This window comes from Falsiroseomonas selenitidurans, from assembly GCF_012103215.1.
GTDB lineage: Bacteria > Pseudomonadota > Alphaproteobacteria > Acetobacterales > Acetobacteraceae > Falsiroseomonas > Falsiroseomonas selenitidurans.
The window spans coordinates 1-23,565 of record NZ_JAAVNE010000032.1 but is presented as its reverse complement, the minus strand read 5'-3'; the positions used below and the strand labels follow the sequence as shown (position 1 = coordinate 23,565).

Here is a 23,565-nt window from a genome sequence, read left to right as displayed (position 1 = left end):
GCGCGCGAAGGCGAACCGAGAAACATGCCCGATGTCGTCGTGGTCGAAAGCCCGGCCAAGGCCAAGACCATCAACAAGTATCTCGGCGGCGACTTCACCGTCCTCGCCTCCTTCGGCCATGTCCGCGACCTGCCCCCCAAGGATGGCAGCGTGCGGCCGGAGGAGGATTTCGCCATGGATTGGGAGGCGGATGAGCGCGGCGACCGGCAGGTCACCGCCATCGCCAAATCCCTGAAGGGCGCCCGCCGCCTGTTTCTGGCCACCGACCCGGATCGGGAGGGGGAGGCGATTTCCTGGCATGTGAAGGACATGCTGGCCCGCCGCGGCGCCCTGAAGGGCGTCGAGGTGCACCGCATCACCTTCAACGAGATCACCAAGCGCGCGGTGCAATACGCCGTGGCGCATCCGCGCGACCTCGATGTGCCGCTGATCGACGCCTACCTGGCGCGCCGCGCGCTGGATTATCTCGTCGGCTTCAACCTCTCGCCGGTGCTCTGGCGGAAACTGCCGGGAAGCCGGTCCGCCGGGCGGGTGCAGTCGGTGGCGCTGCGGCTGATCTGCGAGCGCGAAGCCGAGATCGAAGCCTTCCGGGCGCGGGAATACTGGACGGTGGAGGGGCGCTTCGCCACGCCTGCCGGTGCCCCGTTCACCGCCCGCCTGACGCACCATGAGGGCCGGAAGCTCGAGCAGTTCGACCTGCCGAACGAGGCCACCGCGATGGCCGCCAAGGCGGCGGTGGAAGCCGGCAGCTTCACCGTCGGCAGCGTCGACAAGCGCCGCACCCGGCGAAACCCGCCGCCGCCCTTCACCACCTCGACGCTGCAGATGGAGGCGTCCCGCAAGCTGGGCATGGGCGCGCAGGCGGCGATGCGGGTGGCGCAGCAATTGTATGAAGGCGCCGACATCGGCGGCGAATCGGTCGGCCTCATCACCTACATGCGGACCGATGGCGTCCAGATGGCCCGCGAGGCGATGTTCGCCATCCGTGACCATGTGAAGGAGGTCTTCGGCGCCGACTACGTGCCGGGCGCGCCGCGCGAATACGCCTCCAAGGCGAAGAATGCCCAGGAAGCGCATGAGGCGATCCGCCCGACCGACGTCACCCGCACGCCGGAACAGGTGGCCCGCTTCCTCGATGAGCGGCAGCGAAAGCTGTATGAGCTGATCTGGAAGCGCGCCGTCGCCAGCCAGATGCAGTCCGCGGAACTGGACCAGACGGCGGTGGAGCTGGTGGAGCCCTCCGGCCGGACGAAGCTGCGTGCCACCGGCTCCGTCATCGCCTTCGACGGCTTCCTGCGCCTGTACCGGGAGGATGAGGACGACCGCGCGGCGGATGCGCGCGCCGGCATCGCCACCGCCGGGCCGGAGCCGGACGACGACAGCAGGACGCTGCCGCCGATGCGGGAGAGGGATGCCGTGAAGCGCGGCGCGGTCGCCGCCAGCCAGCATTTCACGCAACCGCCGCCGCGCTTTTCCGAAGCCACGCTGGTCAAGCGTCTGGAGGAACTCGGCATCGGCCGGCCCTCCACCTACGCCTCCATCCTGCAGGTGCTGCAGGACCGGGACTATGTGAAGCTCGACAAGCGGCGCTTCGTGCCGGAGGACCGCGGGCGGCTGGTGACGGCCTTCCTGATGGCCTTCTTCGAACGCTATGTGGATACCGGCTTCACCGCCGGGCTCGAGGAGAAGCTGGACGACATCTCCGGCGGCCGGGCCGATTGGCGCGCGGTGATGCGCGCCTTCTGGGAGGATTTCTCCAAGGCCATCGCCTCGACCAGCGAGCTGACGATCTCCGACGTCATCGATGCGCTGGACGAGGATCTGGGGCCACACTTCTTCCCCGCCCGTGCCGATGGCGTGGACCCGCGCGGCTGCCCGGCCTGTTCCGGCGGGCGGCTTGGCCTGCGGCTGGGGCGGACGGGCGCCTTCATCGGCTGCTCGAACTACCCGGAATGCCGCTACACCCGCCCGCTGGTGGCGCCGGGGGCGGAAGCGGAAGGCGCGGCGGGCTTCAACGAGGGCCAGCGCGAACTCGGCGTCGATCCGGCCACGGGGAAAAGCATCAGCCTGCGGCGTGGGCCCTACGGGCTCTATGTGCAGCTCGGCGAGGAAACGCTGGACGAGAAGGGCAAGAAGGTGAAGCCGCGGCGGGCCAGCCTGGCCAAGGGCATGGACCCGGAGGGCCTGGACCTGGACCGGGCGCTGGCCCTTCTGTCCCTGCCGCGCATCGTCGGCGTGCATCCCGAGACGGCGGAGGAGATCACTGCCGCGATCGGGCGCTTCGGCCCCTATCTGAAGATGGGCCAGCTGTTCAAATCGCTGGACCCGGATGACGACGTGCTGGCGGTGGGGCTGAACCGCGCGGTGGCGCTGCTGGCGGATGTGAAGCCGCGCGGCAGGGCGCTGGGCGAACACGCCTCTGGCGGCCCGGTGGAGGTGCGGCGCGGCCGCTTCGGGCCCTTCGTGATGCATGGCAACCGCGTCGCCTCCATGCCGCGGACCATGGATTTCGACACGGTGACCCTGGACGAGGCGGTGAAGCTGCTGGCGGAGAAGGGCAAGGAATTGCCGCCGCTGACCAAGGGCAAGAAGGGCGCGAAGAAGGCGCCGGCCCGGAAGGTTGCGGCGGCGAAGCCGGAGGGCGAGGCCGCGCCTGCCACCGCGCGCAAGCCTGCTGCCCGCGCCAAGGCCGCCACCCCCAAACCCGCGGCCAAGGCGCCGGCTGCCAGGAAGGCGGCCGCGAAGCCCGCGACGAAAAAGGCCGCCGCCGCGAAGCCCGCGGCGAAGGAGCCTGCCGCCGCGAAGCCGGCGGCGAAGAAGCCCGCCGCCGCGAAACCCGCGGCGAAGAAGCCCGCCGCGCGGAAAGCCGGCTGATGGTGCGGCGTGGCCCGCCGCCGAAGGGCCACGCCGCGCGCAAGCGCCCGGCCGGCAAGCCGACCCGTCGCGACATCCCGGACCGCGCGCCCGCCGCCCTGCCCACCCTGGTGGAGCTGCGCGCCTTCCTGCGCGACGCCCCCGGCCGGGTCGGCAAGACGGAGATCGCCCGGCATTTCGGCCTGACCTCGGACCAGCGGCCGGCGCTGCGCGACCTGCTGCGCAGCCTGAAGGAAACCGGCCAGGCCACGCCGGTCGGCCGCAAGGGCCTGGTGGCGCCGGACCGGCTGCCGGACATGGCTCCGGTGGAGGTCACCGGCACCGATGTCGATGGCGACCCCATCGCCCGCCCGATGCAGTGGAACCGCGATGCCGGCCCGCCGCCGGTCATCTTCATGCAGCGCGAAGCCGCCGGGCAGCCGGCGCTGGCGCCGGGCGACAAGGTGCTGGCGCGGCTGAAATTCATCGGCGGCAACAAGTATGAAGGCCGCACCTTCAAGCGCCTGATGCGGGAGGTGCCCTCCCGCATCCTCGGCGTCTTCGAGGAAGGCCGGATCATCCCGACGGACCGGCGCCAGAAATCCGACTGGCGCGTGCCTGCCGGCGAGGAAGGCGCGGCGCGGCCCGGCGACATCGTGCTGGCCGAGCCGCTTGCGGTGCGCCACGTGCTGGGCCCGCGCCCGGCGCGCATCGTCGAGGTGCTGGGCCGCATGGGGGAGGCACGCTCCGTCTCCCTGATCTGCATCCACGCCCATGGCATCCCCGACGTCTTCCCGGCGGAGGCGCTGGAACAGGCGGAGGCCGCGCGCGGCGTCACCAAGCGGGGGCGGGAGGATCTGCGCGACATCCCGCTGGTGACGATCGACGGCGAGGATGCGCGGGATTTCGACGACGCCGTCTGGGCGGAGCCGGCAGGCGAGGGGGGCTGGCGCTGCCTGGTCGCCATCGCCGATGTCGCGCATTACGTGAAGCCTGACAGCCCGCTGGACCGGGAGGCCTGGGCGCGCGGCAATTCGGTGTATTTCCCCGACCGCGTGGTGCCGATGCTGCCGGAGGCGCTGTCCAATGGCTGGTGCAGCCTGCGGCCGAACGAGCCCCGCGGCTGCCTGTTCTGCGAATTCCACATCGACGCCGCCGGCCGCAAGACCGGCCACCGCTTCGGCCGCGGCATCATGCGCAGCGCCGCCCGGCTGACCTATGAACAGGTGCAGGCGGCGCAGGAGGCGGGCGAGGTGCCGGAAGGGCTGCCGGCCGAGCTGTTGCACCACCTCTACGGCGCCTTCGGGAGCCTGCTGGCGGACCGCGCCCGCCGCGGCACGCTGGAGCTGGACGTGCCGGAACGCCGCGTGCTGCTGGATGCGGCCGGCAAGGTGGAGGCGGTGGTGCCGCGCGCCCGGCTCGACTCGCACCGGCTGATCGAGGAATTCATGGTCGCCGCCAATGTCTGCGCGGCGGAGGAGCTGGAGCGGCTTGGCCAGCCCTGCATGTACCGCATCCATGACCGGCCCTCCGACGCCAAGCTGGAGGGGTTGCGGCAGTTCCTCGACTCGCTCGGCCTGAAGCTGCCGGCGCGGGATCGCATCCACCCGAAGGATTTCTCCGGCATCCTGGCTGCGGTGAAGGACCGGCCGGAGGACCGGCTGGTGAACGAGGCGGTGCTGCGCGGCCAGTCCCAGGCGGAATACAGCCCGGACAATATCGGCCATTTCGGCCTGGCCCTGCCGCGCTACGCCCACTTCACCAGCCCGATTCGCCGCTATGCCGACCTGCTGGTGCACCGGGCGCTGATCGCCGGGCTGCAACTGGGCAAGGGGCCGGCGGCTGGCGGGCTGGCCCCGGCCGAGGCGGCGCGGTTTCCGGATACCGCGGAACACATCACGCAGACCGAAAGACGGGCGGCGATGGCGGAGCGGGATGCCGTGGACCGCTACCTGGCTGCTTTCATGGCAACACGTGTCGGAGAAGTTTTCGAGGCAAGGATTTCCGGGGTGACACGCTTCGGGCTGTTCGTCACCGTGCAGGACAACGGCGCCAGCGGAATCGTTCCGCTCGCGACCTTGCCGGACGACAGATGGCAGTTGGACGAGGCCGGGCATGCGATGTCCGGCCGCAATACGGGGCTGACCTTTTCGCTCGGCCAGGCGGTCGAGGTGAAGCTGTCGGAGGCCACGCCGCGGACGGGCGGCATGGTGTTCGCGATGATGCAGGGCGACCCGCGCCAGTCGGGCAGGCGCCGTGCCGCGCCATCGGCCGGAAAGCGCGCCAAGGCGCCGCGGCGGCGCTGACGCTCCTGCTGCTGCTGGTGGGCCTGGCGGCCGGGGCGGCGGCGCAGGATGCGGCGATGCGCGGCGCGATGGGCGACGTGCTGGCGCAGAGCCACAGCCTGATCCTGGACCGTCACCTGGAAGCCGCCAGCCCGGCCGATCTGGTGCTGTGGTCGCTGCGCGGGTTGACCGTGCTGGATGGCCGCTTCAACGCCGAGATCCGCAGCGACCGCATCCTGCTGCTGGGCGAGGATCGCGTGCTGGGCGATGCGGCCCTGGCTCCGCTGGTCGCGTCCGACACGCCCGCGCGGCGCGGCGCCGCCGTGGCGACGGCGCTGGAGGATCTCTACACCCTGGCCTGGCGGCATTCCGCGCAGGTGCGGCGCGCCGGGGCGGAACGCCTGCTGGCCTCGGGCTTCGAGGAATTGTTCAACCACCTGGACCCCTACAGCCGCTACGTCCCGCCGGAGGATGCGCGGCGGGCGCGGGAAGGCCGCGTCGGCCAGTCCGGCCTCGGCCTGCGCGTCGCGGCGCGGCGGGATGCGCTGGTGATCGTGAATGTGTCCGAGGACGGGCCGGCGGCGCAGGGTGGCGTCCGCATCGGGGACCGGTTGCTGGCGGTGGATGGCAGGCGGCTCGGCCCGCGTGACCCTGGCCTGGCGGCGACGCTGCTGGAAGGGCCGGAGGGGTCGGAGGTGACGCTGACCCTCTCCCGCGCCGGGCGCCGCCGCGCCGTGACCCTGGTGCGCGAGGTGGTGGTGCCGGAGACGGTGCGGGCGGAGCGGGGGCAGGACATCCTCTATGTCCGCCTCACCGGCTTTTCAGCGCTCACCGATCGCCGCCTGACCCAGGTGCTGCGCGACGGCTTCGCCGAGGCGCCGCCGCGCGGCGTGGTGCTGGACCTGCGCGGCAACCGCGGCGGGCTGCTGAGCCAGGCGGTCGCGGTGGCCGATGCCTTCCTGGCGGATGGCGAGGTGATGCGCACGGAAGGCCGGCACCCGGAGGCCAATCGCCGCTACCTGGCCGGCGGCCAGGACCTGGCGGAGGGACGGCCGCTGGTGGTGCTGGTGGATGGCCGGACCGCATCCTCCGCCGAGATCGTCGCCGCGGCGCTGTCCGAGCGCGGCCGGGCGGTGGTGGTGGGCAGCGCCACCATGGGCAAGGGGCTGATCCAGCTGGTGGCGCAGCTGCCGAACGGGGCGGAAATCCTGGTCACCTGGTCGCGGGTGGTGGCGATTTCCGGCTGGCCGATCCAGGGGCTCGGCGTGCTGCCGGCGCTGTGCACCAGCCTGGGGCCGGAGGCGCTGGCGACCGGCCTGGCGCAACTGCGACGGGGGGAGGCGCCGATGGCCCGCGTGCTGGCCCGGCAGCGCGCCGCCCGCGCGCCGGTACTGGCCAGCGAAGTGGTGGCGCTGCGCAATGCCTGCCCGCCGGCCGAGGGGCGGGAGGATGACCAGCAGGCTGCCCGCGCCCTGATCGAGGCGCCGGCCGCCTATGCCACCGCGCTGGGTGGGCCGTAGCGCCTACCCTGGCGCAGAAAGTTCCGACCTGCGGCCCGAAGGGCCGAGCGCGCGCCGTGCCCGGTGGCGCGTCGCCAGGCCGGCGGATGCCGGCGCCGGCGACCGCGGCGGTGATCGGTCACCATCACCGGCATTTGGCATCAGGCGCACGAAGGTGAAACCTTCGTGCGCCGGGTATCAGGTGTTCCGTCGCTGGTTGCGGGCCAGCACATCCAGCACCGCCATGCGCACGGCGACGCCCATCTCCACCTGCTCCCCGATCACGCTGCGGACCGGGTCGTCGGCGATGGCGCTGTCGATCTCCACGCCGCGGTTCATCGGGCCGGGATGCATGACGATGGCATCGGGCTTCGCATAGGCCAGCTTCTCCGCATCCAGCCCGTAGAAGCGGAAGAACTCGCGGGAGGAGGGGACGAGGCCGGAGGTCATGCGTTCCTTCTGCAGCCGCAGCATCATGACCACATCGGCATCCGCCAGGCCGGTCTTCATGCCGTGATGCACCTCCACGCCGAGCTGCGCGACCTCGGAGGGGATCAGCGTCGGCGGGCCGACGACGCGGACGCGGGAATTCATCGCCAGCAGCAGGTGGATGTTGGACCGCGCCACGCGGGAATGCAGCACGTCGCCGCAGATGGCGACGGTCAGGCCTTCGAGGCTTCCCTTGCGGCGGCGAATGGTCAGCGCATCCAGCAGCGCCTGGGTCGGGTGTTCATGCGTGCCGTCCCCGGCATTGATCACCGCCGCATCGACCTTCTGCGCCAGCAGGGCGGGGGCCCCGGACTGGCCATGGCGGACCACCAGGAGGTCGGTGTGCATGGCGTTGAGCGTCGAGGCGGTGTCGAGCAGCGTCTCGCCCTTGTTCACGCTGCTGGTGGAGACGGACATGTTCACGATGTCCGCACCCAGCCGCTTGCCGGCGAGTTCGAAGCTGGTGCGGGTGCGGGTGCTGTCCTCGAAGAACAGGTTTATCAGCGTCCGCCCCTTCAGCAGGTCGCGCTGGGTTTTGCCCTGGCGGTTCAGCAGCGCGTAATTCTCCGCCAGATCCAGCAGATCGGCGATGTAGGGGGGCTCGAGGCCCTCGATGGCGAGCAGGTGGCGGTGCGGGTAGGGGAGCATGGGCGGCAACCTAACCCTCGCCCGCGCTGGCATCCAGGGCTGCCTGGAGCATATAGGCCGCCGCCGCGGCATCCACCGCGCGGGCGCGCCTGGCGCGCGTCACATCGGCCTCGATCATCATGCGGTTGACGGCGGCCGAGGACAGGCGCTCGTCCCACAGCGCCAAGGGCAGGCCGGTGGCGGCCGCGACCGCCAGCGCCCAGTCCTTCGCCGCCTGCGCCGCCGGGCCGAAGCTGCCATCCATGGACAGCGGCAGCCCCGCCACCAGCCCGCCGGCGCCTTCCTTGCGCGCAATGGCCGCGATCTCCGCCGCATTGGCCGAGAGCTTGCCGCGCGGGATGGCGCCATAGGGGCTGGCCAGCAGCAGCGAGACATCGGACAGCGCAAGCCCGATCATCCGCGCCCCGGGGTCCAGGCCGATCAGGCGCGCATGGCGGGGCAGGACAGCGCGCAGGTCGCGCATGTTGATGGCGGGCATGGGCGCCGTTATGTTCCTGCCCCGCCTTCCTGGCAAATCCACGCAGATCCAGGCAGATCAAGGATTTCTTGAAGAAAATGTCCCTCGATACCGCCACCATCCGGCGCATCGCCTCGCTCGCCCGCATCAGGCTGGACGAGAGCGAGGTGCAGCAGGCGCAGGCCGAGATCAACGGCATCCTGGGCTGGATCGAGCAATTGCAGGAAGTGGATACGGAGGGCGTGGAGCCGATGGCCGGCGGCAGCCCGGTGGCGCAGGCCCGCGCGCGGCTGCGCCCCGATGTGGTGAATGATGGCGGCCAGGCGGATGCCATCCTGGCCAATGCCCCGGATCGCCAGGGCGAATATTTCGGCGTGCCGAAGGTGGTCGAGTGATGCATCCCACGGATTTCACCCTGCGCGGCGCGCTCGATGCGCTCACCGAGGGCACGATCAGCAGCGTCGAGCTGACCCAGGCGCATCTGGACGGCATCGCCAAGCTGAACCCGCGGCTGAACGCCTATGTCACCGTGACGGCGGAGAAGGCGCTGGCGGCGGCGAGGGCGAGCGACGAACGCCGCGCGGCGGGGCAGGTGGGGGCGCTGGAGGGCATCCCGCTCGCCATCAAGGACCTGTTCTGCACCGCGGGCACCCGCACCACGGCGGGCAGCCGCATCCTCGACAGTTTCGTGCCGCCCTATGAGAGCACGGTCAGCCAGAAGCTGCTGGACGATGGCGCGGTGTTCCTGGGCAAGGCGAATCTGGACGAATTCGCCATGGGCTCGTCCAACACCACCAGCGCTTCCGGCCCGGTGGAGAATCCCTGGTCCCGCGCGAACGACCCGGATACGCGGCTGGTGCCCGGCGGATCCTCCGGCGGCTCCGCGGCCGCGGTCGCGGCGCGGCTGGCGCTGGGGGCGACGGCGACCGACACGGGCGGTTCCATCCGCCAGCCGGCGGCCTTCTGCGGCATCGCCGGCATCAAGCCGACCTATGGGCGCTGCTCCCGCTTCGGCATCGTGGCCTTCGCCTCCAGCTTGGATCAGGCAGGGCCGGTGGCGCGCACGGTGGAGGATTGCGCCATCCTGCTGAAGTCGATGGCCGGCTTCGACCCGAAGGATTCCACCAGCGCCGACCTGCCCGTGCCGGATTTCGCCCGCGCCTGCGAGCGCGGCGTGAAGGGCCTGCGCATTGGCGTGCCGAAGGAATACCGCCTGGACGGCATGGCGCCCGAGATCGTGGCGCTGTGGGAACAGGGCCTGCAATGGCTGCGCGACGCCGGCGCCGAGACGGTCGAGATCAGCCTGCCGCATGCGAAATATGCGCTGCCGACCTACTACATCGTGGCGCCGGCCGAGGCCTCCTCGAACCTCGCGCGCTATGACGGCGTGCGGTTCGGGACGCGGGTGACGGAGCCGGGTTCCGACCTGCGCGACCTGTATGAGCGCACCCGCGCCGCCGGCTTCGGGCCGGAAGTGCGGCGGCGCATCATGATCGGCACCTATGTGCTGAGCGCCGGCTATTACGACGCCTATTACCTGAAGGCGCAGAAGGTCCGCGCCCTGATCCGCCGCGATTTCGAGAATGCCTATGCGGCTGTCGACGCCATCGTGACGCCGGCGACGCCCAGCGCGGCCTTCGGCATGAACGAAAAGCAGGACGATCCGGTGGCGATGTACCTGAACGACATCTTCACCGTCACGGCGAACCTGGCCGGCCTGCCGGGCCTGGCGGTGCCGGCGGGGCTGGACGCCCAGGGGCTGCCGCTCGGGCTGCAGGTGATCGGGCGGGCGTTTGACGAGGAAACGGTCTTCGCCGTGGGGCGGACACTGGAACGGGCGGCCGATTTCACGGCGCTGCCGCGGTTGAGGGCGGGGGCATGAGCTACACGATCGAGGGCCGCACCGGCCCCTGGGAACTGGTGATCGGCCTGGAAATCCATGCCCAGGTCATCAGCGAAGCGAAACTGTTCTCCGGCGCCGCCACGGAATTCGGCGCGGAGCCGAACAGCCAGGTCTCCTTCATCGATGCCGGCTTCCCCGGCATGCTGCCGGTGATCAACGCGGAATGCGTGGCGCAGGCCGTGCGCACGGGCCTTGGGCTGAATGCGCAGGTGAACCTCTGGTCGCGCTTCGACCGGAAGAACTATTTCTACGCCGACCTGCCGCAGGGCTTTCAGATCAGCCAGTTCGCGCACCCCATCATCGGGGAGGGTGCGGTGGAGATCACGCTGGCGGATGGCGTGACCAAGACCATCGGCATCACGCGGCTGCATCTGGAACAGGATGCCGGCAAGTCGCTGCATGACCAGCATGCGACCAAGAGCTTCATCGACCTGAACCGCTCCGGCGTCGCGCTGATGGAGATCGTCTCCGAGCCGGACATGCGGAGCCCCGAGGAAGCCGGCGCCTATCTGACGAAAATCCGGCAGATCCTGCGCTACCTCGGCACCTGCGACGGCAATATGGACGAGGGCTCGATGCGGGCCGACGTCAATGTCTCCGTCCGCAAGGCCGGCGAGGGGTTCCGCACGCGCTGCGAGGTGAAGAACGTCAACTCCATCCGCTTCGTCATGCAGGCGGTGGAAGCCGAGGCGCGGCGGCAGATCGAGGTCTGGGAGGCGGGCGACGAAGTCTTCCAGGAAACCCGCCTGTTCGACACGGCCCGGGGCATCACGCGCTCCATGCGCTCCAAGGAGGATGCGCATGACTACCGCTATTTCCCCGAGCCGGATCTGCCCCCGCTGGTGCTGGAATCGGATTGGGTGGAAGCGCTGAAGGCGGCGCTGCCGGAACTGCCGGATGTGCGGCGCGCGCGCTACGTCGCCATGGGGCTTTCGCCCTATGACGCGCATGTGCTGACGCTGGAGAAGGAAACCGCCGTCTTCTTCGAGACGGTGGCGAAGGGCCGCGACGCCAAGCTTGCCGCGAACTGGGTGACAGGCGATTTCTTCGCAGCCCTCAACCGCCTGAAGCGCGACGTGGCGGACCCGCCGGTGACGGCGGAGAATCTCGGCGCGCTGCTCGACCTCATCAGCGACAAGACCCTGTCCGGCAGCCTGGCCAAGCAGGTCTTCGAGGCGATGCTGGAGACGGGCAAGGCGCCCGGCGAGATCGTCGAGGAGCGCGGCCTGAAGCAGGTGACGGATACCGGCGCGATCGAGGCGGTGGTGGCGCAGGTGATGGCGGCCAATGCCGACAAGGTCGCGGAATACCGCAGCGGCAAGGAGAAGCTGTTCGGCTTCTTCGTCGGCCAGACGATGAAGGCCATGCAGGGCAAGGGAAATCCTGCCCTGGTGAACGAGGTGGTGAAGACCGCGCTGGCGGGGTGACCTTCTCCCTCCCCCGCAGGTGCGGGGGAGGGCCTTCGGTCACATCACACCGGCCGGACGCCCCACGGATAGGGCATGCTGCCCTTCAGATGCCCGGTGATGCGCTTGCGCCAGGCGCTGCGGATGCTGAACTGGCCGAGCGGGATGGTCGCCACCTCGTCCTGCGCCAGCTTGTTCAGCTCATTCGCCAGCGCCTGCTGCCGGGCTGCATCCGGCGCGTCCAGCCAGTTCTGCACCAGCGTCTGCGCCCGCTCGCTGTCATACCAGCCGAACCAGCCATTCGCGCCCGGCCCCTTCACCAGGGACGACACGGCCGGGTTCAGATAGGCCAGCGAGGAGCCGTAGGTGTGGAAAATGCTCCACCCGCCGCGCTCCACCGGCTCCTTCCGCACGCGGCGCTGCACCACCGTGCCCCAATCGGTCTCCACCAGCTCCACGTTGAAGCCGATGCGGCGCAGCGCATCCGCCGTCACATGGCCATGCGGGCCGATCAGCGGGAAGTCGGTGGGGCTGATGATCACCACCTTCTCCCCCTTGTAGCCGCTGGCCTGCAACGCGGCCCGCGCCCGGTCCAGGTTGCGCGGCGGGGCGTTGAGCGCGGACAGGTCCTCAACGCCATAGGGCGTGCCGCAGGGGAACAGGCTGCGGCAGGTGCGCCAGACGCTGCGGTCATCGCCGAGCGTCGAGCGCATGTAGTCCTCCTGGTTCACCGCCAGCGCCACGGCCTGGCGCACCTTCACATTGTTGAAGGGCGCCTGCAGGTGGTTCAGCCGCATGATGGACAGGATGCCGGCCTCGTTCAGCACCCCCACCTCGATCTCCCGGTTGCGCACCAGGGTCGGGATCAGGTCGGACAGGGGCTGGTCCAGCCAATCCACCTCGCCGGCCTGCAGCGCCGCGGCGGCGGTCGCCGGGTCGGGCAGGACATGCCATTCGATGCGGCCGAAATGCGCCACCTTGCCGCCGGCCGCGCCGCTGGCGGCTTCCTGGCGCGGGCGATACGCCTCGTTCCTCGCATAGACCACGCGGCTGCCGGAGACGAATTCGTCGCGCACGAAGCGGAACGGGCCGCTGCCCACCACCTCCGCGATCTGCGTGTTGGCATCCGTCGCGGCCAGCCGGGCGGGCATGATGAAGGGCACATTCGCGTCCGGCTTGGCCAGCGCCTGCAGCAGCAGCGGGAAGGGGCGCTTCAGGCGGATCTCCAGCGTGCGGTCATCCGCCGCGCGCCATTCATCGACGGACGCCGCCAGGATCTGCCCGAAGGGGTCGCGCTTGGACCAGCGGGCCAGCGAGGCGGCGCAATCCGCCGCCCGCACCGGCTCCCCGTCATGGAAGCGCAGCCCCTCCCGCAGCCTGATGCGCCAGATGCGGCCATCGGCCGAGGTCTCGTGGCTCTCCGCCATCTGCGGCTGCGGGCGCAGCTGCGCATCCATGGCGAACAGCGTGTCATAGACATGGTAGCCATGCATCTGGGTGACGATGGCGCTGGTCCAGATCGGGTCCAGCGCCGTGAGATTGGCCTGGGGCACGAAGCGCAGGGTGCTGGTGGGTTGGGCGATGGCGGGTCCGGCGAGCCCGGCCGCGGCCAGCCCGGCCCCTGCCTGCAGCAGAGAGCGGCGATGCATGACGTTCTTCCTCCGTGAAGTTTTTCCGGCAGCGGGCTAAGGCTATGCCCCGCCAGCTTTCAGGGTCAACCGCGCCCGGTTGCGCCCGGACCCGCTCCGCGCCCATCCTCCGGCATGGCTGAGACACCCCTCGAGACCCGCTTCGACCTGCTCGTGGTCGGCTTCGGCATTGTCGGATTGGCGCATGCGCTGGTCGCCGCCCAGGCGGGGCTGAAGGTCGGCGTGCTGGACCGCGACAGCCGCGCCAACGGCGCCAGCATCCGCAATTTCGGTTTCGTCACCGTCACCGGCCAGGGCTACCCCGACACCTGGCGCCGCGCCCGCCGGTCCCGCGACATCTGGGCGGAAATCGCGCCGCAGGCCGGCATCCCGGTGATCCATCGCGGCCTGGTGATGGCCGCGCGCCGCGCCGAGGCCGAACAGGTGCTGGAGGAATTCGCCGAAGGCCCGATGGGCCATGGCTGCCGCATCCTGCGCGGCGAGGACCTGCCCGCACCGCTGCGTGCCGATGGCGCCATCCGCGCCGCGCTGCATTCGCCGCACGAACTCCGCGTCGAAAGCCGCGAGGCGCTGCCGAAGCTGCGCGACTTCCTGGCAAAGCGCTGCGGCGTCGCCTTCTTCCCCGGCCGCGCTGCCCAGGCGGTGGAAGCCGGGCGCGTCGAGACCCCCGCCGGCCCGCTGCACGCGCCGCGCATCCTGGTCTGTCCCGGCCCGGACCTCGCCAGCCTCTACCCCGAGATCTTCGCCCGCCGCGAGGTGACGCTGTGCAAGCTGCACATGCTGCGCCTGGCCGATCCCGGCTGGCGGCTGCCGGCGGCGGTGATGAGCGACCTCGGCCTGCACCGCTACCGCGGCTATGCCGACTGCCCGACGCTGCCATCGCTGCGCGCCCGCCTGGCTGCCGAACAACCCGCGCTGATGGATAACGGCGTCCACCTCATCGTCGTGCAATCCGCCGATGGCAGCCTGGTGGTCGGCGACAGCCACCACTACGGCGCCACGCCGGACCCCTTCCAGCCGGAAGCGGTGGACCGGCTGATCCTGGAGCAATTCGCCGAGGTGCTGGGCCCGCCGCCCCCCGTGGTCGATCGCTGGATCGGCCTGTATCCCTCCGGCCCGCAGGATGCCTTCTGGGAGGAGGCCGGTCCCGGCATCCGCCTGGTCTCCGTCACCTCCGGCACCGGGGCGTCCACCGCCTTCGGCCTGGCCGAGGATGTCCTTTCCGACTGGGGCGCCATTCCATGATCAAGGCCGTGATCTTCGACTGGGCGGGCACCGTGCTCGACCATGGCTCCCGCGCGCCCATGGGCGCCTTCGTGGAGGCCTTCGCCCAGTTCGGCGTCAGCATCTCCATCGCCGATGCACGCGGCCCGATGGGCATGGCCAAGGCCGACCACATCCGGCTGGTCGGCCAGGCGGTGAACGAAGCCTGGCGCGCCCGCCACGGCCACGACTTCAACGAAGCCGATGTGCAGGCGATCTTCGACGTCTTCGAGCCGCTGAACATCGCCGCCGTGGAAGCCCATGCCGCCCTGATCCCCGGCGCCACCGAAACCCTGGCCCTGCTGGCCGCGCGCGGCATCCGCATCGGCTCCACCACCGGCTACACCCGCCCGATCATGGAACGCCTGGCGCCACTCGCCACCGCCCAGGGCTTCACGCCGGAGATCATGGTCTGCGCCGGCGACCTGCCCGAAGGCCGCCCGGCGCCGCTGCAGATGTGGAAGGCCATGGCCGAAATGGGCGTCTGGCCGGCCCATCAGGTGATCAAGGTGGACGACACCCCGCCCGGCATCGGCGAAGGCCGCAACGCCGGCACCTGGACCATCGGCCTGGCACTGTCCGGCAACATCGCCGGCCTCTCCGCCGAGGACCTCGCCAGGCTTCCCGAAGCCGACCGCGCCGCCCTGCGCCGGGCCGCCACCGCGGAACTGACCGCGGCCGGCGCCCACCTGGTCATCGACTCCATCGCCGACCTCCCCACCGCGCTGGCCACGATCGAAGCCCGGCTGGCGGATGGCGAAAGGCCGTGAGGCGGGGGTAGGGGCGGCCGCCGCCCTTTCGCGGGGCTTGCGGCGCTGCCGCAAGGCAGGAGGGGAAGTGCCCCCCCCCCCCTGCAAGCCACCGGCGGCAGCGCCCCTATGATTCCCCGCCCCCCGCCAGTTCCGCCTTCGCCGCCCGGTATTCGTCCTGCAGGCGGGCGATGAGGGTGGCGGCGGGGGGGGTGTCGGTGATGGTGCCGATGCCCTGGCCGGCGCCCCAGATGTCCTTCCAGGGTTTGCTGCGGGTGGTGCCGAAATTGGCGCTGGATTTGTCGACCGCGGGCAGGCTGTCGGGGTCCAGGCCGGCGGCGGCGATGCTGGGCTTCAGGTAGTTGCCGGGGATGCCGGTGAAGAAGGGCGTGTAGAGCACGTCGGCGGCCTGGCCTTCGACGATCATGCGCTTGTAGGCCTCCGCCGCATTGGCCTCCGCCGTGGCGATGAAGCGGGTGCCCATATAGGCCAGGTCGGCGCCCATCGCCTGGGCGGCCAGGATCTGCCCGCCGGTGGTGATGGCGCCGGAGAGGATGAGCGGCCCGGCGAAGATCTTCCGCACCTCGGCGACGAGGGCGAAGGGGGAGAGGGTGCCGGCATGGCCGCCCGCCCCGGCCGCCACCAGGATCAGCCCGTCCACCCCGGCCTCCAGGGCCTTCTGGGCGTGGCGCAGGTTGGTCACGTCGTGGAACACCAGCCCGCCCCAGGCGTGCACGGCCTCCACCACCGCATGCGGGGCGCGGAGGGAGGTGATGATGATCGGCACGCGGTGCTTCGCGCAGACGGCGAGGTCGTGGTCGACGCGGTCGTTGGAGGCATGGACGATCAGGTTGATCGCGAAGGGCGCGTCCTGCGGCGTCAGCGCGGCGGTGATGCGGGCGAGTGCCGGGTCCAGCTCCGAGGCCGGCCGGGCGTTCAGCGCCGGCATGGAGCCGACGATGCCGGCCCTGCACTGGGCGATGACGAGGTCCGGGTTGGAGATGATGAACAGCGGCGCGCCGATGAGGGGCAGGCGCAGCCGGCCTTGCAGCAGGGCGGGAAGGGGCATCCGGGGTCTCCTGTTTGCCGGTCAGTCTGCCCCGGCGCGGTGCGCCTTGACCATGGCGCGGGGATGGCGGACAGGTTGGGCCAAGGGGCGGGGAGGGGTGCGATGGCGGAGCCGGTTCGGGTCGAAATCGTGGATGGCATCGCGATCGCGACGCTGTCGAACCCCCCGGTCAACGCGCTCTCCGCCGCCTTGCGCGCCGGGCTGTTCGCGGCGCTGCGCCAGGCGGAGGATGACCCGGCGGTGCGCGCCCTGGTGATCGCGGCGGAGGGGCGGACCTTCATCGCCGGCGCCGACATCTCGGAATTCGGCAGGCCGCCTTCCTCCCCCACCCTGGCGGAGCTGGTGGCGGCGCTGGATGGCGCGGCCAAGCCGGTGGTGGCGGCGATCCAGGCGGCGGCGCTGGGCGGCGGGCTGGAAGTGGCCATGGCGTGCTCCTGGCGCGTGCTGGGGCCGCAGGCGAAGCTCGGACTGCCGGAGGTGAAGCTCGGCCTGCTGCCCGGTTCCGGCGGCACGCAGCGGGCGCCGCGGCTGATGGGCGCGGCGGCGGCGCTGCAGCTGATGGTGGCGGGCGAGCCGCTGGATGCCGATTCGGCCGTGGCGGCGGGCCTGGCGGATACGGTGGTGCTGGGCGATCTGCTGCAGGCGGCGCGGCAATTCGCCGAACGCCCGAAGCCGAAGCCGGTCTCGGCGCGGGACGAGGGGCTGGGCGATCGCGAGGCTTTTGAGAAGGAAGCCGCTGCCCTGGCGAAGCGCGCGGCGACCGAGCCGCAGGTGGCGGATTGCATCGCTTGCGTCCGCGCCGCCTTCGAGATGCCCTTCGCCGAGGCCGTGGCGCTGGAACGCGCGGCCTTCCTGCGCCTGCTGGACGACCCGCGCAGCAAGGCGTTGCGGCATGTGTTCTTCGCGGAGCGCGAGGCGGCCCGCATCGCCGGCCTGCCCAGGGGAACGAAGCCGCGGCCGGTGGCGCGCGCCGCCGTGCTCGGCAGCGGCACCATGGGCGCGGGCATCACGCTCTGCTTCGCCAATGCCGGCATTCCGGTGCGGGTGATCGAGACGGATGAGGCGGCGCTGGCCCGCGGCATGGACCGGATCCGCGGCACCTACGAGGCCAGCGTGAAGCGCGGCACCCTGGATCCTGCGACGCGGGATGCACGGCTGGCGCTGATCGAGGGCGCGGTCGGGCTGGATGCGGCCGCGGATGCCGACCTGGTGGTGGAGGCGGTCTTCGAGGAGCTGGGGCTGAAGCAGCAGATCTTTGCCCATCTGGACCGGGTGACGAAGCCGGGCACCATCCTGGCCAGCAACACCTCCTACCTCGATATCGACGCCATGGCAGCCGCCACCTCCCGCCCCGGCGACGTGCTGGGGATGCACTTCTTCTCGCCCGCCAATGTGATGAAGCTGCTGGAGGTGGTGCGGGCGAGGGAAACGTCGCCGGAGGCACTGGCGACGGCCACGGAGATCGGCCGCAAGCTGGCCAAGGTGCCGGTGGTGGTGGGCGTCTGCCACGGCTTTGTCGGCAACCGGATGCTGGCGCGCCGCACCCAGCAGGCGGAGCGCCTGCTGCTGGAAGGCGCCACGCCGGAGCAGGTGGACAAGGCGCTGGTCGATTTCGGCTTCCGCATGGGGCCCTTCGCCATGGCGGACCTGGCGGGCCTGGATATCGGCTGGCGCATCCGCCGCGCGACCGGCAAGCGCGCCCCGGTGGCGGATGCGCTGGTGGAGGCGGAGCGGCTCGGCCAGAAGACCCGAAAGGGCTTTTATCTCTATCCCGAGGGAAGCCGGACGGGCGTTGTCGATCCGGAGGTCACGGCGCTGATCCGCCGGGTCGCGGCGGCGGAGGGTGTCGAGCAGCGGGCGATCGGGCAGGAGGAAATCCTGGACCGGCTGGTGCTGCCGATGGTGAACGAGGGCGCCCGCATCCTGGAGGAAGGCATCGCCGCGCGGCCGGGCGACATCGATGTGGTCTGGCTGCATGGCTACAACTGGCCGGCCTGGCGCGGCGGCCCCATGCACTACGCCGATTCGGTGGGTCTGCTGCATGTGGTCGCGCGGCTGGCCGCCTTCGCGCAGGCAACCGGCGATGACAGCCTGCTGCCCGCCGATCTGCTCGGCCGCCTGGCCGCGGAAGGCCGTGGCTTCGCGAGCCTGAAGGCCGATTGAGATGCGGCCGTGGGAGCCATCCTACCCGCCGGAATGCCGCTGGGACGCGCCGATCGCGCGTGGCACCCTGCCGGCCTTCCTGGATGCGGTCGCGGCGCGCTTCGGGGACCGGCCGGCGCTGGAATATCGCGGCCAGGTGCTGAGCTATGCGCAGATGCGGGCGTTGTCGGACCGCATCGCGGCGGGGCTCTGGGCGCGTGGCATCCGGCCGGGGGACTGCGTCGCCCTGTATCTGCCGAACACGCCGTGGCATCCGCTGTGCTTCTTCGCGGCGCTGCGCGTGGGCGCGCGGGTGGTGCATTTCTCCGCCCTCGATGCGAAGCGGGAGCTGGCGCACAAGGCGCATGATTCCGGCGCGACGCTGCTGATCACCACCGGCTTTGCCGCGCTGATCGCCAATGCCGCGTGGCTGCGCGCGGAGGGCGCGGTGCGCGAGGTGCTGCTGGCGCCCGAGGCGCGCTGGGGCGGGGAGGATGCGGCCTGCGACTTCGCCGCGCTGCCGGAAGCCGAGCCGCCCGAGGCCTGGCCCGCGGTTTCGCCGGACGATCTGGCGCTGCTGCAATACACCGGCGGCACCACCGGCACGCCCAAGGGCGCGATGCTGACGCATGGCAACCTGACCGCCGCCGTCGCCATCTACCGCGCCTGGCGCGACCACACGGACCTGCCGGAAGGCACGGCGCGGGTGCTGGTGCTGCTGCCGCTGTTCCACATTTTTGCCCTCACCGCCGTTCTGCTGCGGCAATTGGCGCAGGGCGCGCTGTGCCATCTGCGGGTGCGATTCGATGCGGCGCAATGGGTGGAGGAGGTGGAGCGGCTGCGCATCACCACCTTCTCCGGCGTGCCGACCATGTGGATCGGCATTGCGGGCGTGCCCGGCATCGAACAGCGCGACCTGTCCAGCCTGCGGCAATGCAGTTCCGGCGGCGCGCCGATGCCGCAGGAGGTGCAGCAACGCGTGGAGCGGCTGTTGAAGCTGCGGATCGGCGGCGGCTGGGGCATGACGGAAACCTGCCCGGCCGGCACGCGCATCCCGCCGCATGGCCCGGTGCGCGCCGGCATCATCGGCCTGCCGCTGCCAGGCATCGAGATGCGCATCGTGGCCTTCGAGGACCCGACGCGGGAGATGCCGGTGGGTGAGATCGGGGAGATCGCGATCCGCGGTCCCAATGTCTTCTCCGGCTACTGGAACCGTCCGGCAGAAAACGCCACGGCCTTCGCCGATGGCTGGTTCCTGACCGGCGACACGGGCTGGATGGATGCCGAAGGGTATTTCACCCTGGTCGATCGTCGCAAGAACATGATCCTGTCCGGCGGCTTCAACGTCTATCCGGCGGCGATCGAGCAGGCCATCTACGAACATCCGGCGGTCGCGGAATGCGTGGTGATCGGCGTGCCCGACGCCTATCGTGGCCAGGCTGCCAAGGCCTTCTGCGCGTTGAAGCCGGGCGCGGACCCCTTCACACTGGAGGATCTGCGCGCATTTCTGGCGGACCGCGTCGGCAAGCACGAGATGCCGGCCTCGCTGGAAATCCGGGATGGCCTGCCGCGCAGCGCGGCGGGCAAGTTGTTGGCCAGCGCCCTGCGCGACGAAGAAGCGGCCAAGGCCTAGGAGACGACAGATGGACCTCCGCTACACGCCCGACGAAATTGCCTTCCGCGATGACCTGCGCAAATTCTTCCGCAGCGAGATCCCGCTGCCGATCCGCCGCAAGGTCAGCGAGGGCCGCGCCCTGGCGCGGGAGGATTACGTCACCAGCCAGCGCATCCTGCACGCCAGGGGCCTGGCCACGCCGAACTGGCCGGTGGCCTGGGGCGGGCAGGATTGGACGCCGGTGCAGCGCTACATCTATGTCGAGGAGCTGCAGGCGGCCGCCGTGCCGCAGCCGCTCGGCTTCAACGTCAACATGGTCGGCCCCGTCATCGCCACCTTCGGCTCCGAGGCGCAGAAGCAGCGCTTCCTGCCCGCCACCGCCAATCTCGACATCTGGTGGGCGCAGGGCTTTTCCGAACCCGGCGCGGGGTCCGACCTGGCATCCCTGAAGACCACGGCCAAGCGCGACGGCGACGATTTCATCCTCAACGGGCAGAAGACCTGGACCACGCTCGGCCAGTATGCGGACTGGATCTTCTGCCTGGTGCGCACCGATGCGACGGTGCGCAAGCAGCAGGGCATCTCCTTCATCCTGGCGGATATGAAGACGCCGGGCATCAGCGTGCGCCCCATCATCACCATCGATGGCGGGCATGAGGTGAACGAGGTGTTCTTCGACGATGTGCGCGTGCCGGCGGAAAACCTGGTGGGCGAGCTGAACAAGGGCTGGGACTACGCCAAGTTCCTGCTCTCCAACGAGCGCATCGGCATCGCCCGCATCGGCATGACCAAGGAACGCCTGGCGCGGGTCAAGCGCCTGGCGCAGGAAACCCCGGCCGGCGAAGGCATGGTCTGGGACGACCCGGATTTCCGCCGCCGCCTGGCATGGAGCGAGATCGAGCTGAAGGCGCTGGAGATCACGCAGATGCGCGTGGTCGCCGCGCAGCGGTCCAAGGCCTCCGACAAGCCGGACCCGTCCTCCTCCATCCTCAAGATCAAGGGCAGCGAGATCCAGCAGCAATCGACGCAGCTGCTGATGGACGTCGCCGGCCCCTACGCCATGCCGCGACCGGATCGGGAGGAGGAGGGGCTGAACCTGCCCTCCGTCGGGCCGGACTGGGCGGATGCGGCGGCGCCGCTGTTCTTCAACTACCGCAAGGTCTCGATCTATGGCGGCTCCAACGAGATCCAGCGCAACATCATCGCCAAGGCGTTCCTGGGCCTTTGACGAGCCCGCGCCCGGGACGAAACAGCATAGGTGTGAGGCTCCATGGATTTCGACCTGACCGATGAGCAGCGCATGCTGGCCGACAGCATCGGCCGGCTGGTGACCGACTCCTACGGCGATTTCGAACAGCGCAAGGCCTACCGCGCTGACCCGCGCGGCTGGTCGCCGGCGAACTGGTCCGGCTATGCGGAGATGGGGCTGCTCGGCCTGCCCTTCGCCGAGGAGGATGGCGGCTTCGGCGGCGGGCCGGTGGAGACGATGCTGGTCTTCGAGGCCTTCGGCCGCGGCCTGGTGGTGGAGCCCTACCTGGCGACGGTGGTGCTCGGCGGCGGCCTGCTGAAGCGGGCGGGGACCGCGGCGCAGCGCGCCACGCTGATCCCGGAGATCGCCGGCGGCGGGCTGACGCTCGCCTTCGCGCATCAGGAACGCCAGGCGCGGCACGATCTGCACGATGTCGCCACCACGGCGCGGCCGGACGGCACCGGCTGGCGGCTGGATGGCGCAAAGGGCGTGGTGCTGCACGGCGACACGGCCGGCCGGCTGATCGTCTCCGCCCGCACCGCCGGCGCCCGGCGCGACCGGGAAGGCATCAGCCTGTTCCTGCTGGACCCGGCCACCCACGGCGTGACGCGGCGCGGCTATGCGACGCAGGACGGGCTGCGGGCGGCGGAGGTGGTGCTGGACGGCGTGCTGCTGCCGGCCGACGCCCTGCTCGGCCCCGAAGGCGGCGCGCTGCCGCTGATCGAATGGGTGGTGGACGAGGCGCAGGCGGCGATCTGTGCCGAGGCGCTGGGGGCGATGGAGGTTCTCCGAGATCTGACGGTGGACTACCTGAAGCAGCGCACCCAGTTCGGCCAGGCCATCGGCAATTTCCAGGCGCTGCAGCACCGCGCGGCGGACATGCTGGTGGCGACGGAACAGGCGCGCAGCATGGCGATGTATGCCGCGATGATGGTGCAGGAGAGCGACGCCAGCGCCCGTCGCGTGGCGCTTTCCGCCGCCAAGGCGCTGGTGGCCAGGCTGGCGGACCAGCTGGGCAAGGATGCGGTGCAGCTGCATGGCGGCATCGCCATGACCGAGGAATACAAGGCCGGCCACTACTTCAAGCGGCTAGCCATCCTGGCCGGGCTGTTCGGCGACATGGACCACCATCTGCGCGTCGTGGTGGCCGCCGGCGGGCTGCCGGAGGCGGCGTAGGAGGTCGGGGCATGCGGCTGCAGGACAAGGTCGTCGTCGTCACTGGTGGCGCCTCCGGCATCGGGCGCGCCATTGCGCTGCTGTTCGCACGGGAAGGCGCCAGGGTGGTGATCGGCGACCTGACGGAGACGGTGCGCGAAGGCGGCGCGCCGACCGTGCAGGTGATCGGGGCGGAGGGCGGCACCGCCCGGTTCCGCCGCTGCGACGTCGCCGTCTGGGCCGATGTGGATGCGCTGGTGGGCGCGGCGGTGGCCGAGTTCGGCCGGCTCGACGTCATGGTGAACAACGCGGCGACGCTCGGCGCCGCCACGAAGCTGCTGGAGACGACGGAGGCCGATTGGGACCACGTCATGGCGGTGAACGCCAAGGGCGTGTTCTTCGGCTGCAAGCGCGCGGTGCAGCAATTCCTGACGCAGGCGCTGGTGGGCGAGGCGCGGGGGCGCATCGTCAACATCACCTCGCAGCACGGCATGGTCGCGGCCCCCGGCAAGATCGCCTATGGCACCGGCAAGGCGGCGGCTGTCTACATCACGCGACAGGTCGCGGTGGATTATGCCGCGGACCACATCCTGTGCAACGCCGTGGCGCCCGGCCGGGTGCTGACGGGCAAGCCGCTGGGCGGGCCGGGATCGGACCCGCTGGAGTATTCGCGGATGCGCACGCCCATGCCACGCCTGGGCCGGCCCGACGACATCGCGCGCGCCGCCCTGTTCCTGGCCAGCGAGGAGGCAACCTACCTCACCGGCCACAACCTGCTGGTCGATGGCGGCTGGATGGCCTTCTGAAGGCCCCCGGAGCGCGCTGCCATCGCCTGAACGCAGCACATGCTCTGGAAGTCTCTGATTCCGGGGCGAGAAAAGCGTTCAGACGATTCCGTCTGAACGCCCATCGCTCTGGCGCCGTTGCACCGCAAGCGAAGACGGTTAAACGGCTCCAGCTTATTGGTTCGACGCCTATTCCGAGTCGCCTTGCGAAGCCGCAGGGCTTGAAAATGCGCTAGCAGCCTGTCGGCTTCCCGTGCGGCCTGAAATCGGCGAATCTGCTGGTCATGACGCAGTTCATTCCGTTCAGCCGCGACCAGGCGTTTCTGCTGCCGCCGGATGCGAAGGATTG

Annotated in this window: 17 protein-coding genes; 13 read left to right on the top strand and 4 right to left on the bottom strand. The window is 70.6% G+C overall.

Features of this window, described 5'->3' with window-relative positions; all coding sequences use genetic code 11:
- Positions 1–24 precede the first annotated feature (24 nt).
- Genes topA through HEQ75_RS18125 form a run of 3 tightly spaced genes read left to right on the top strand, consistent with a single transcriptional unit; the run spans position 25 to position 6,658 of the window.
- Positions 25–2,874, top strand: coding sequence for a type I DNA topoisomerase (topA, locus tag HEQ75_RS18135; RefSeq protein WP_168033285.1), 2,850 nt, complete (start codon positions 25–27; stop codon positions 2,872–2,874).
- Positions 2,874–5,159, top strand: a complete 2,286-nt coding sequence (gene rnr, locus HEQ75_RS18130) for a ribonuclease R (protein ID WP_168033283.1) — start codon at positions 2,874–2,876, stop codon at positions 5,157–5,159. The genes topA and rnr overlap by 1 nt, the downstream gene beginning before the upstream one ends.
- Positions 5,160–5,176: 17 nt before the next feature.
- Positions 5,177–6,658, top strand: a complete 1,482-nt coding sequence (locus tag HEQ75_RS18125; RefSeq protein ID WP_168033281.1) for a S41 family peptidase — start codon at positions 5,177–5,179, stop codon at positions 6,656–6,658.
- 177 nt (positions 6,659–6,835) lie between these two features.
- On the opposite strand, the gene HEQ75_RS18120 is transcribed toward HEQ75_RS18125, so the two are convergent.
- On the bottom strand, positions 6,836–7,774 hold the full coding sequence (locus tag HEQ75_RS18120; RefSeq protein ID WP_168033279.1) for an aspartate carbamoyltransferase catalytic subunit: 939 nt from the start codon (positions 7,772–7,774) through the stop codon (positions 6,836–6,838).
- A 10-nt stretch (positions 7,775–7,784) separates the two neighbouring features.
- On the bottom strand, positions 7,785–8,252 hold the full coding sequence (gene ruvX, locus HEQ75_RS18115; RefSeq protein ID WP_168033277.1) for a Holliday junction resolvase RuvX: 468 nt from the start codon (positions 8,250–8,252) through the stop codon (positions 7,785–7,787).
- 77 nt (positions 8,253–8,329) lie between these two features.
- On the opposite strand from ruvX, the gene gatC reads away from it, so the two are divergent.
- Genes gatC through gatB form a run of 3 tightly spaced genes read left to right on the top strand, consistent with a single transcriptional unit; the run spans position 8,330 to position 11,561 of the window.
- Entirely contained in the window at positions 8,330–8,626 is a 297-nt protein-coding gene (gene gatC / locus HEQ75_RS18110) for an Asp-tRNA(Asn)/Glu-tRNA(Gln) amidotransferase subunit GatC (protein ID WP_168033275.1), read from the top strand.
- Complete coding sequence (gatA, locus tag HEQ75_RS18105) at positions 8,626–10,113, top strand: Asp-tRNA(Asn)/Glu-tRNA(Gln) amidotransferase subunit GatA (RefSeq protein ID WP_168033273.1); 1,488 nt, start codon at positions 8,626–8,628, stop codon at positions 10,111–10,113. Before gatC ends, gatA begins: the two co-directional genes overlap by 1 nt.
- Positions 10,110–11,561 carry an Asp-tRNA(Asn)/Glu-tRNA(Gln) amidotransferase subunit GatB gene (gene gatB / locus HEQ75_RS18100; protein ID WP_168033271.1) on the top strand — a complete coding sequence of 484 codons (1,452 nt, stop codon included), beginning with the start codon at positions 10,110–10,112 and terminating at the stop codon, positions 11,559–11,561. Before gatA ends, gatB begins: the two co-directional genes overlap by 4 nt.
- 44 nt (positions 11,562–11,605) lie before the next feature.
- Here the strand turns inward: gatB and HEQ75_RS18095 are convergent, their stop codons facing one another.
- On the bottom strand, positions 11,606–13,189 hold the full coding sequence (locus HEQ75_RS18095) for an ABC transporter substrate-binding protein (RefSeq protein ID WP_168033269.1): 1,584 nt from the start codon (positions 13,187–13,189) through the stop codon (positions 11,606–11,608).
- Positions 13,190–13,303: 114 nt separating this feature from the next.
- Between HEQ75_RS18095 and HEQ75_RS18090 the strand changes: the two genes are divergently transcribed.
- Together HEQ75_RS18090 and phnX are read left to right on the top strand one after the other, a co-directional pair.
- Complete coding sequence (locus tag HEQ75_RS18090) at positions 13,304–14,434, top strand: TIGR03364 family FAD-dependent oxidoreductase (RefSeq protein WP_168033267.1); 1,131 nt, start codon at positions 13,304–13,306, stop codon at positions 14,432–14,434.
- Positions 14,431–15,222, top strand: a complete 792-nt coding sequence (gene phnX / locus HEQ75_RS18085; protein ID WP_168033265.1) for a phosphonoacetaldehyde hydrolase — start codon at positions 14,431–14,433, stop codon at positions 15,220–15,222. Before HEQ75_RS18090 ends, phnX begins: the two co-directional genes overlap by 4 nt.
- Before the next feature lie 106 nt (positions 15,223–15,328).
- On the opposite strand, the gene HEQ75_RS18080 is transcribed toward phnX, so the two are convergent.
- The gene (locus HEQ75_RS18080; RefSeq protein ID WP_168033263.1) at positions 15,329–16,270 is read right to left on the bottom strand and encodes an NAD(P)H-dependent flavin oxidoreductase; all 942 of its coding nucleotides are present in this window, start codon (positions 16,268–16,270) and stop codon (positions 15,329–15,331) included.
- Between the two features lie 102 nt (positions 16,271–16,372).
- Here HEQ75_RS18080 and HEQ75_RS18075 point away from each other — a divergent pair, with 102 nt between their 5' ends.
- Genes HEQ75_RS18075 through HEQ75_RS18055 form a run of 5 tightly spaced genes read left to right on the top strand, consistent with a single transcriptional unit; the run spans position 16,373 to position 23,237 of the window.
- A complete protein-coding gene (locus tag HEQ75_RS18075) occupies positions 16,373–18,433 on the top strand; it encodes a 3-hydroxyacyl-CoA dehydrogenase NAD-binding domain-containing protein (RefSeq protein WP_168033261.1) in 2,061 nt (686 codons plus the stop codon).
- Position 18,434: 1 nt separating this feature from the next.
- The gene (locus HEQ75_RS18070; RefSeq protein WP_168033259.1) at positions 18,435–20,045 is read left to right on the top strand and encodes an AMP-binding protein; all 1,611 of its coding nucleotides are present in this window, start codon (positions 18,435–18,437) and stop codon (positions 20,043–20,045) included.
- 10 nt (positions 20,046–20,055) lie between these two features.
- Complete coding sequence (locus tag HEQ75_RS18065) at positions 20,056–21,255, top strand: acyl-CoA dehydrogenase family protein (RefSeq protein WP_168033257.1); 1,200 nt, start codon at positions 20,056–20,058, stop codon at positions 21,253–21,255.
- Between the two features lie 42 nt (positions 21,256–21,297).
- Entirely contained in the window at positions 21,298–22,452 is a 1,155-nt protein-coding gene (locus HEQ75_RS18060; RefSeq protein WP_168033255.1) for an acyl-CoA dehydrogenase family protein, read from the top strand.
- Positions 22,453–22,463: 11 nt separating this feature from the next.
- Positions 22,464–23,237 (top strand): SDR family NAD(P)-dependent oxidoreductase, encoded by a 774-nt coding sequence (locus HEQ75_RS18055; RefSeq protein ID WP_168033253.1) that lies wholly within the window; start codon positions 22,464–22,466, stop codon positions 23,235–23,237.
- The last annotated feature ends 328 nt before the right edge of the window (positions 23,238–23,565 follow it).

Coding starts and splice junctions, on each gene's coding strand:
- HEQ75_RS18055 (WP_168033253.1), top strand. CDS start 22,464: ATGCGGCTGCAGGACAAGGTCGTCGTCGTCACTGGTGGCGCCTCCGGC.
- gatC (WP_168033275.1), top strand. CDS start 8,330: ATGTCCCTCGATACCGCCACCATCCGGCGCATCGCCTCGCTCGCCCGC.
- HEQ75_RS18090 (WP_168033267.1), top strand. CDS start 13,304: ATGGCTGAGACACCCCTCGAGACCCGCTTCGACCTGCTCGTGGTCGGC.
- HEQ75_RS18065 (WP_168033257.1), top strand. CDS start 20,056: ATGGACCTCCGCTACACGCCCGACGAAATTGCCTTCCGCGATGACCTG.
- topA (WP_168033285.1), top strand. CDS start 25: ATGCCCGATGTCGTCGTGGTCGAAAGCCCGGCCAAGGCCAAGACCATC.
- HEQ75_RS18080 (WP_168033263.1), bottom strand. CDS start 16,270: ATGCCCCTTCCCGCCCTGCTGCAAGGCCGGCTGCGCCTGCCCCTCATC.
- gatB (WP_168033271.1), top strand. CDS start 10,110: ATGAGCTACACGATCGAGGGCCGCACCGGCCCCTGGGAACTGGTGATC.
- phnX (WP_168033265.1), top strand. CDS start 14,431: ATGATCAAGGCCGTGATCTTCGACTGGGCGGGCACCGTGCTCGACCAT.
- HEQ75_RS18070 (WP_168033259.1), top strand. CDS start 18,435: ATGCGGCCGTGGGAGCCATCCTACCCGCCGGAATGCCGCTGGGACGCG.
- HEQ75_RS18060 (WP_168033255.1), top strand. CDS start 21,298: ATGGATTTCGACCTGACCGATGAGCAGCGCATGCTGGCCGACAGCATC.
- HEQ75_RS18120 (WP_168033279.1), bottom strand. CDS start 7,774: ATGCTCCCCTACCCGCACCGCCACCTGCTCGCCATCGAGGGCCTCGAG.
- HEQ75_RS18075 (WP_168033261.1), top strand. CDS start 16,373: ATGGCGGAGCCGGTTCGGGTCGAAATCGTGGATGGCATCGCGATCGCG.
- ruvX (WP_168033277.1), bottom strand. CDS start 8,252: ATGCCCGCCATCAACATGCGCGACCTGCGCGCTGTCCTGCCCCGCCAT.
- gatA (WP_168033273.1), top strand. CDS start 8,626: ATGCATCCCACGGATTTCACCCTGCGCGGCGCGCTCGATGCGCTCACC.
- rnr (WP_168033283.1), top strand. CDS start 2,874: ATGGTGCGGCGTGGCCCGCCGCCGAAGGGCCACGCCGCGCGCAAGCGC.
- HEQ75_RS18095 (WP_168033269.1), bottom strand. CDS start 13,189: ATGCATCGCCGCTCTCTGCTGCAGGCAGGGGCCGGGCTGGCCGCGGCC.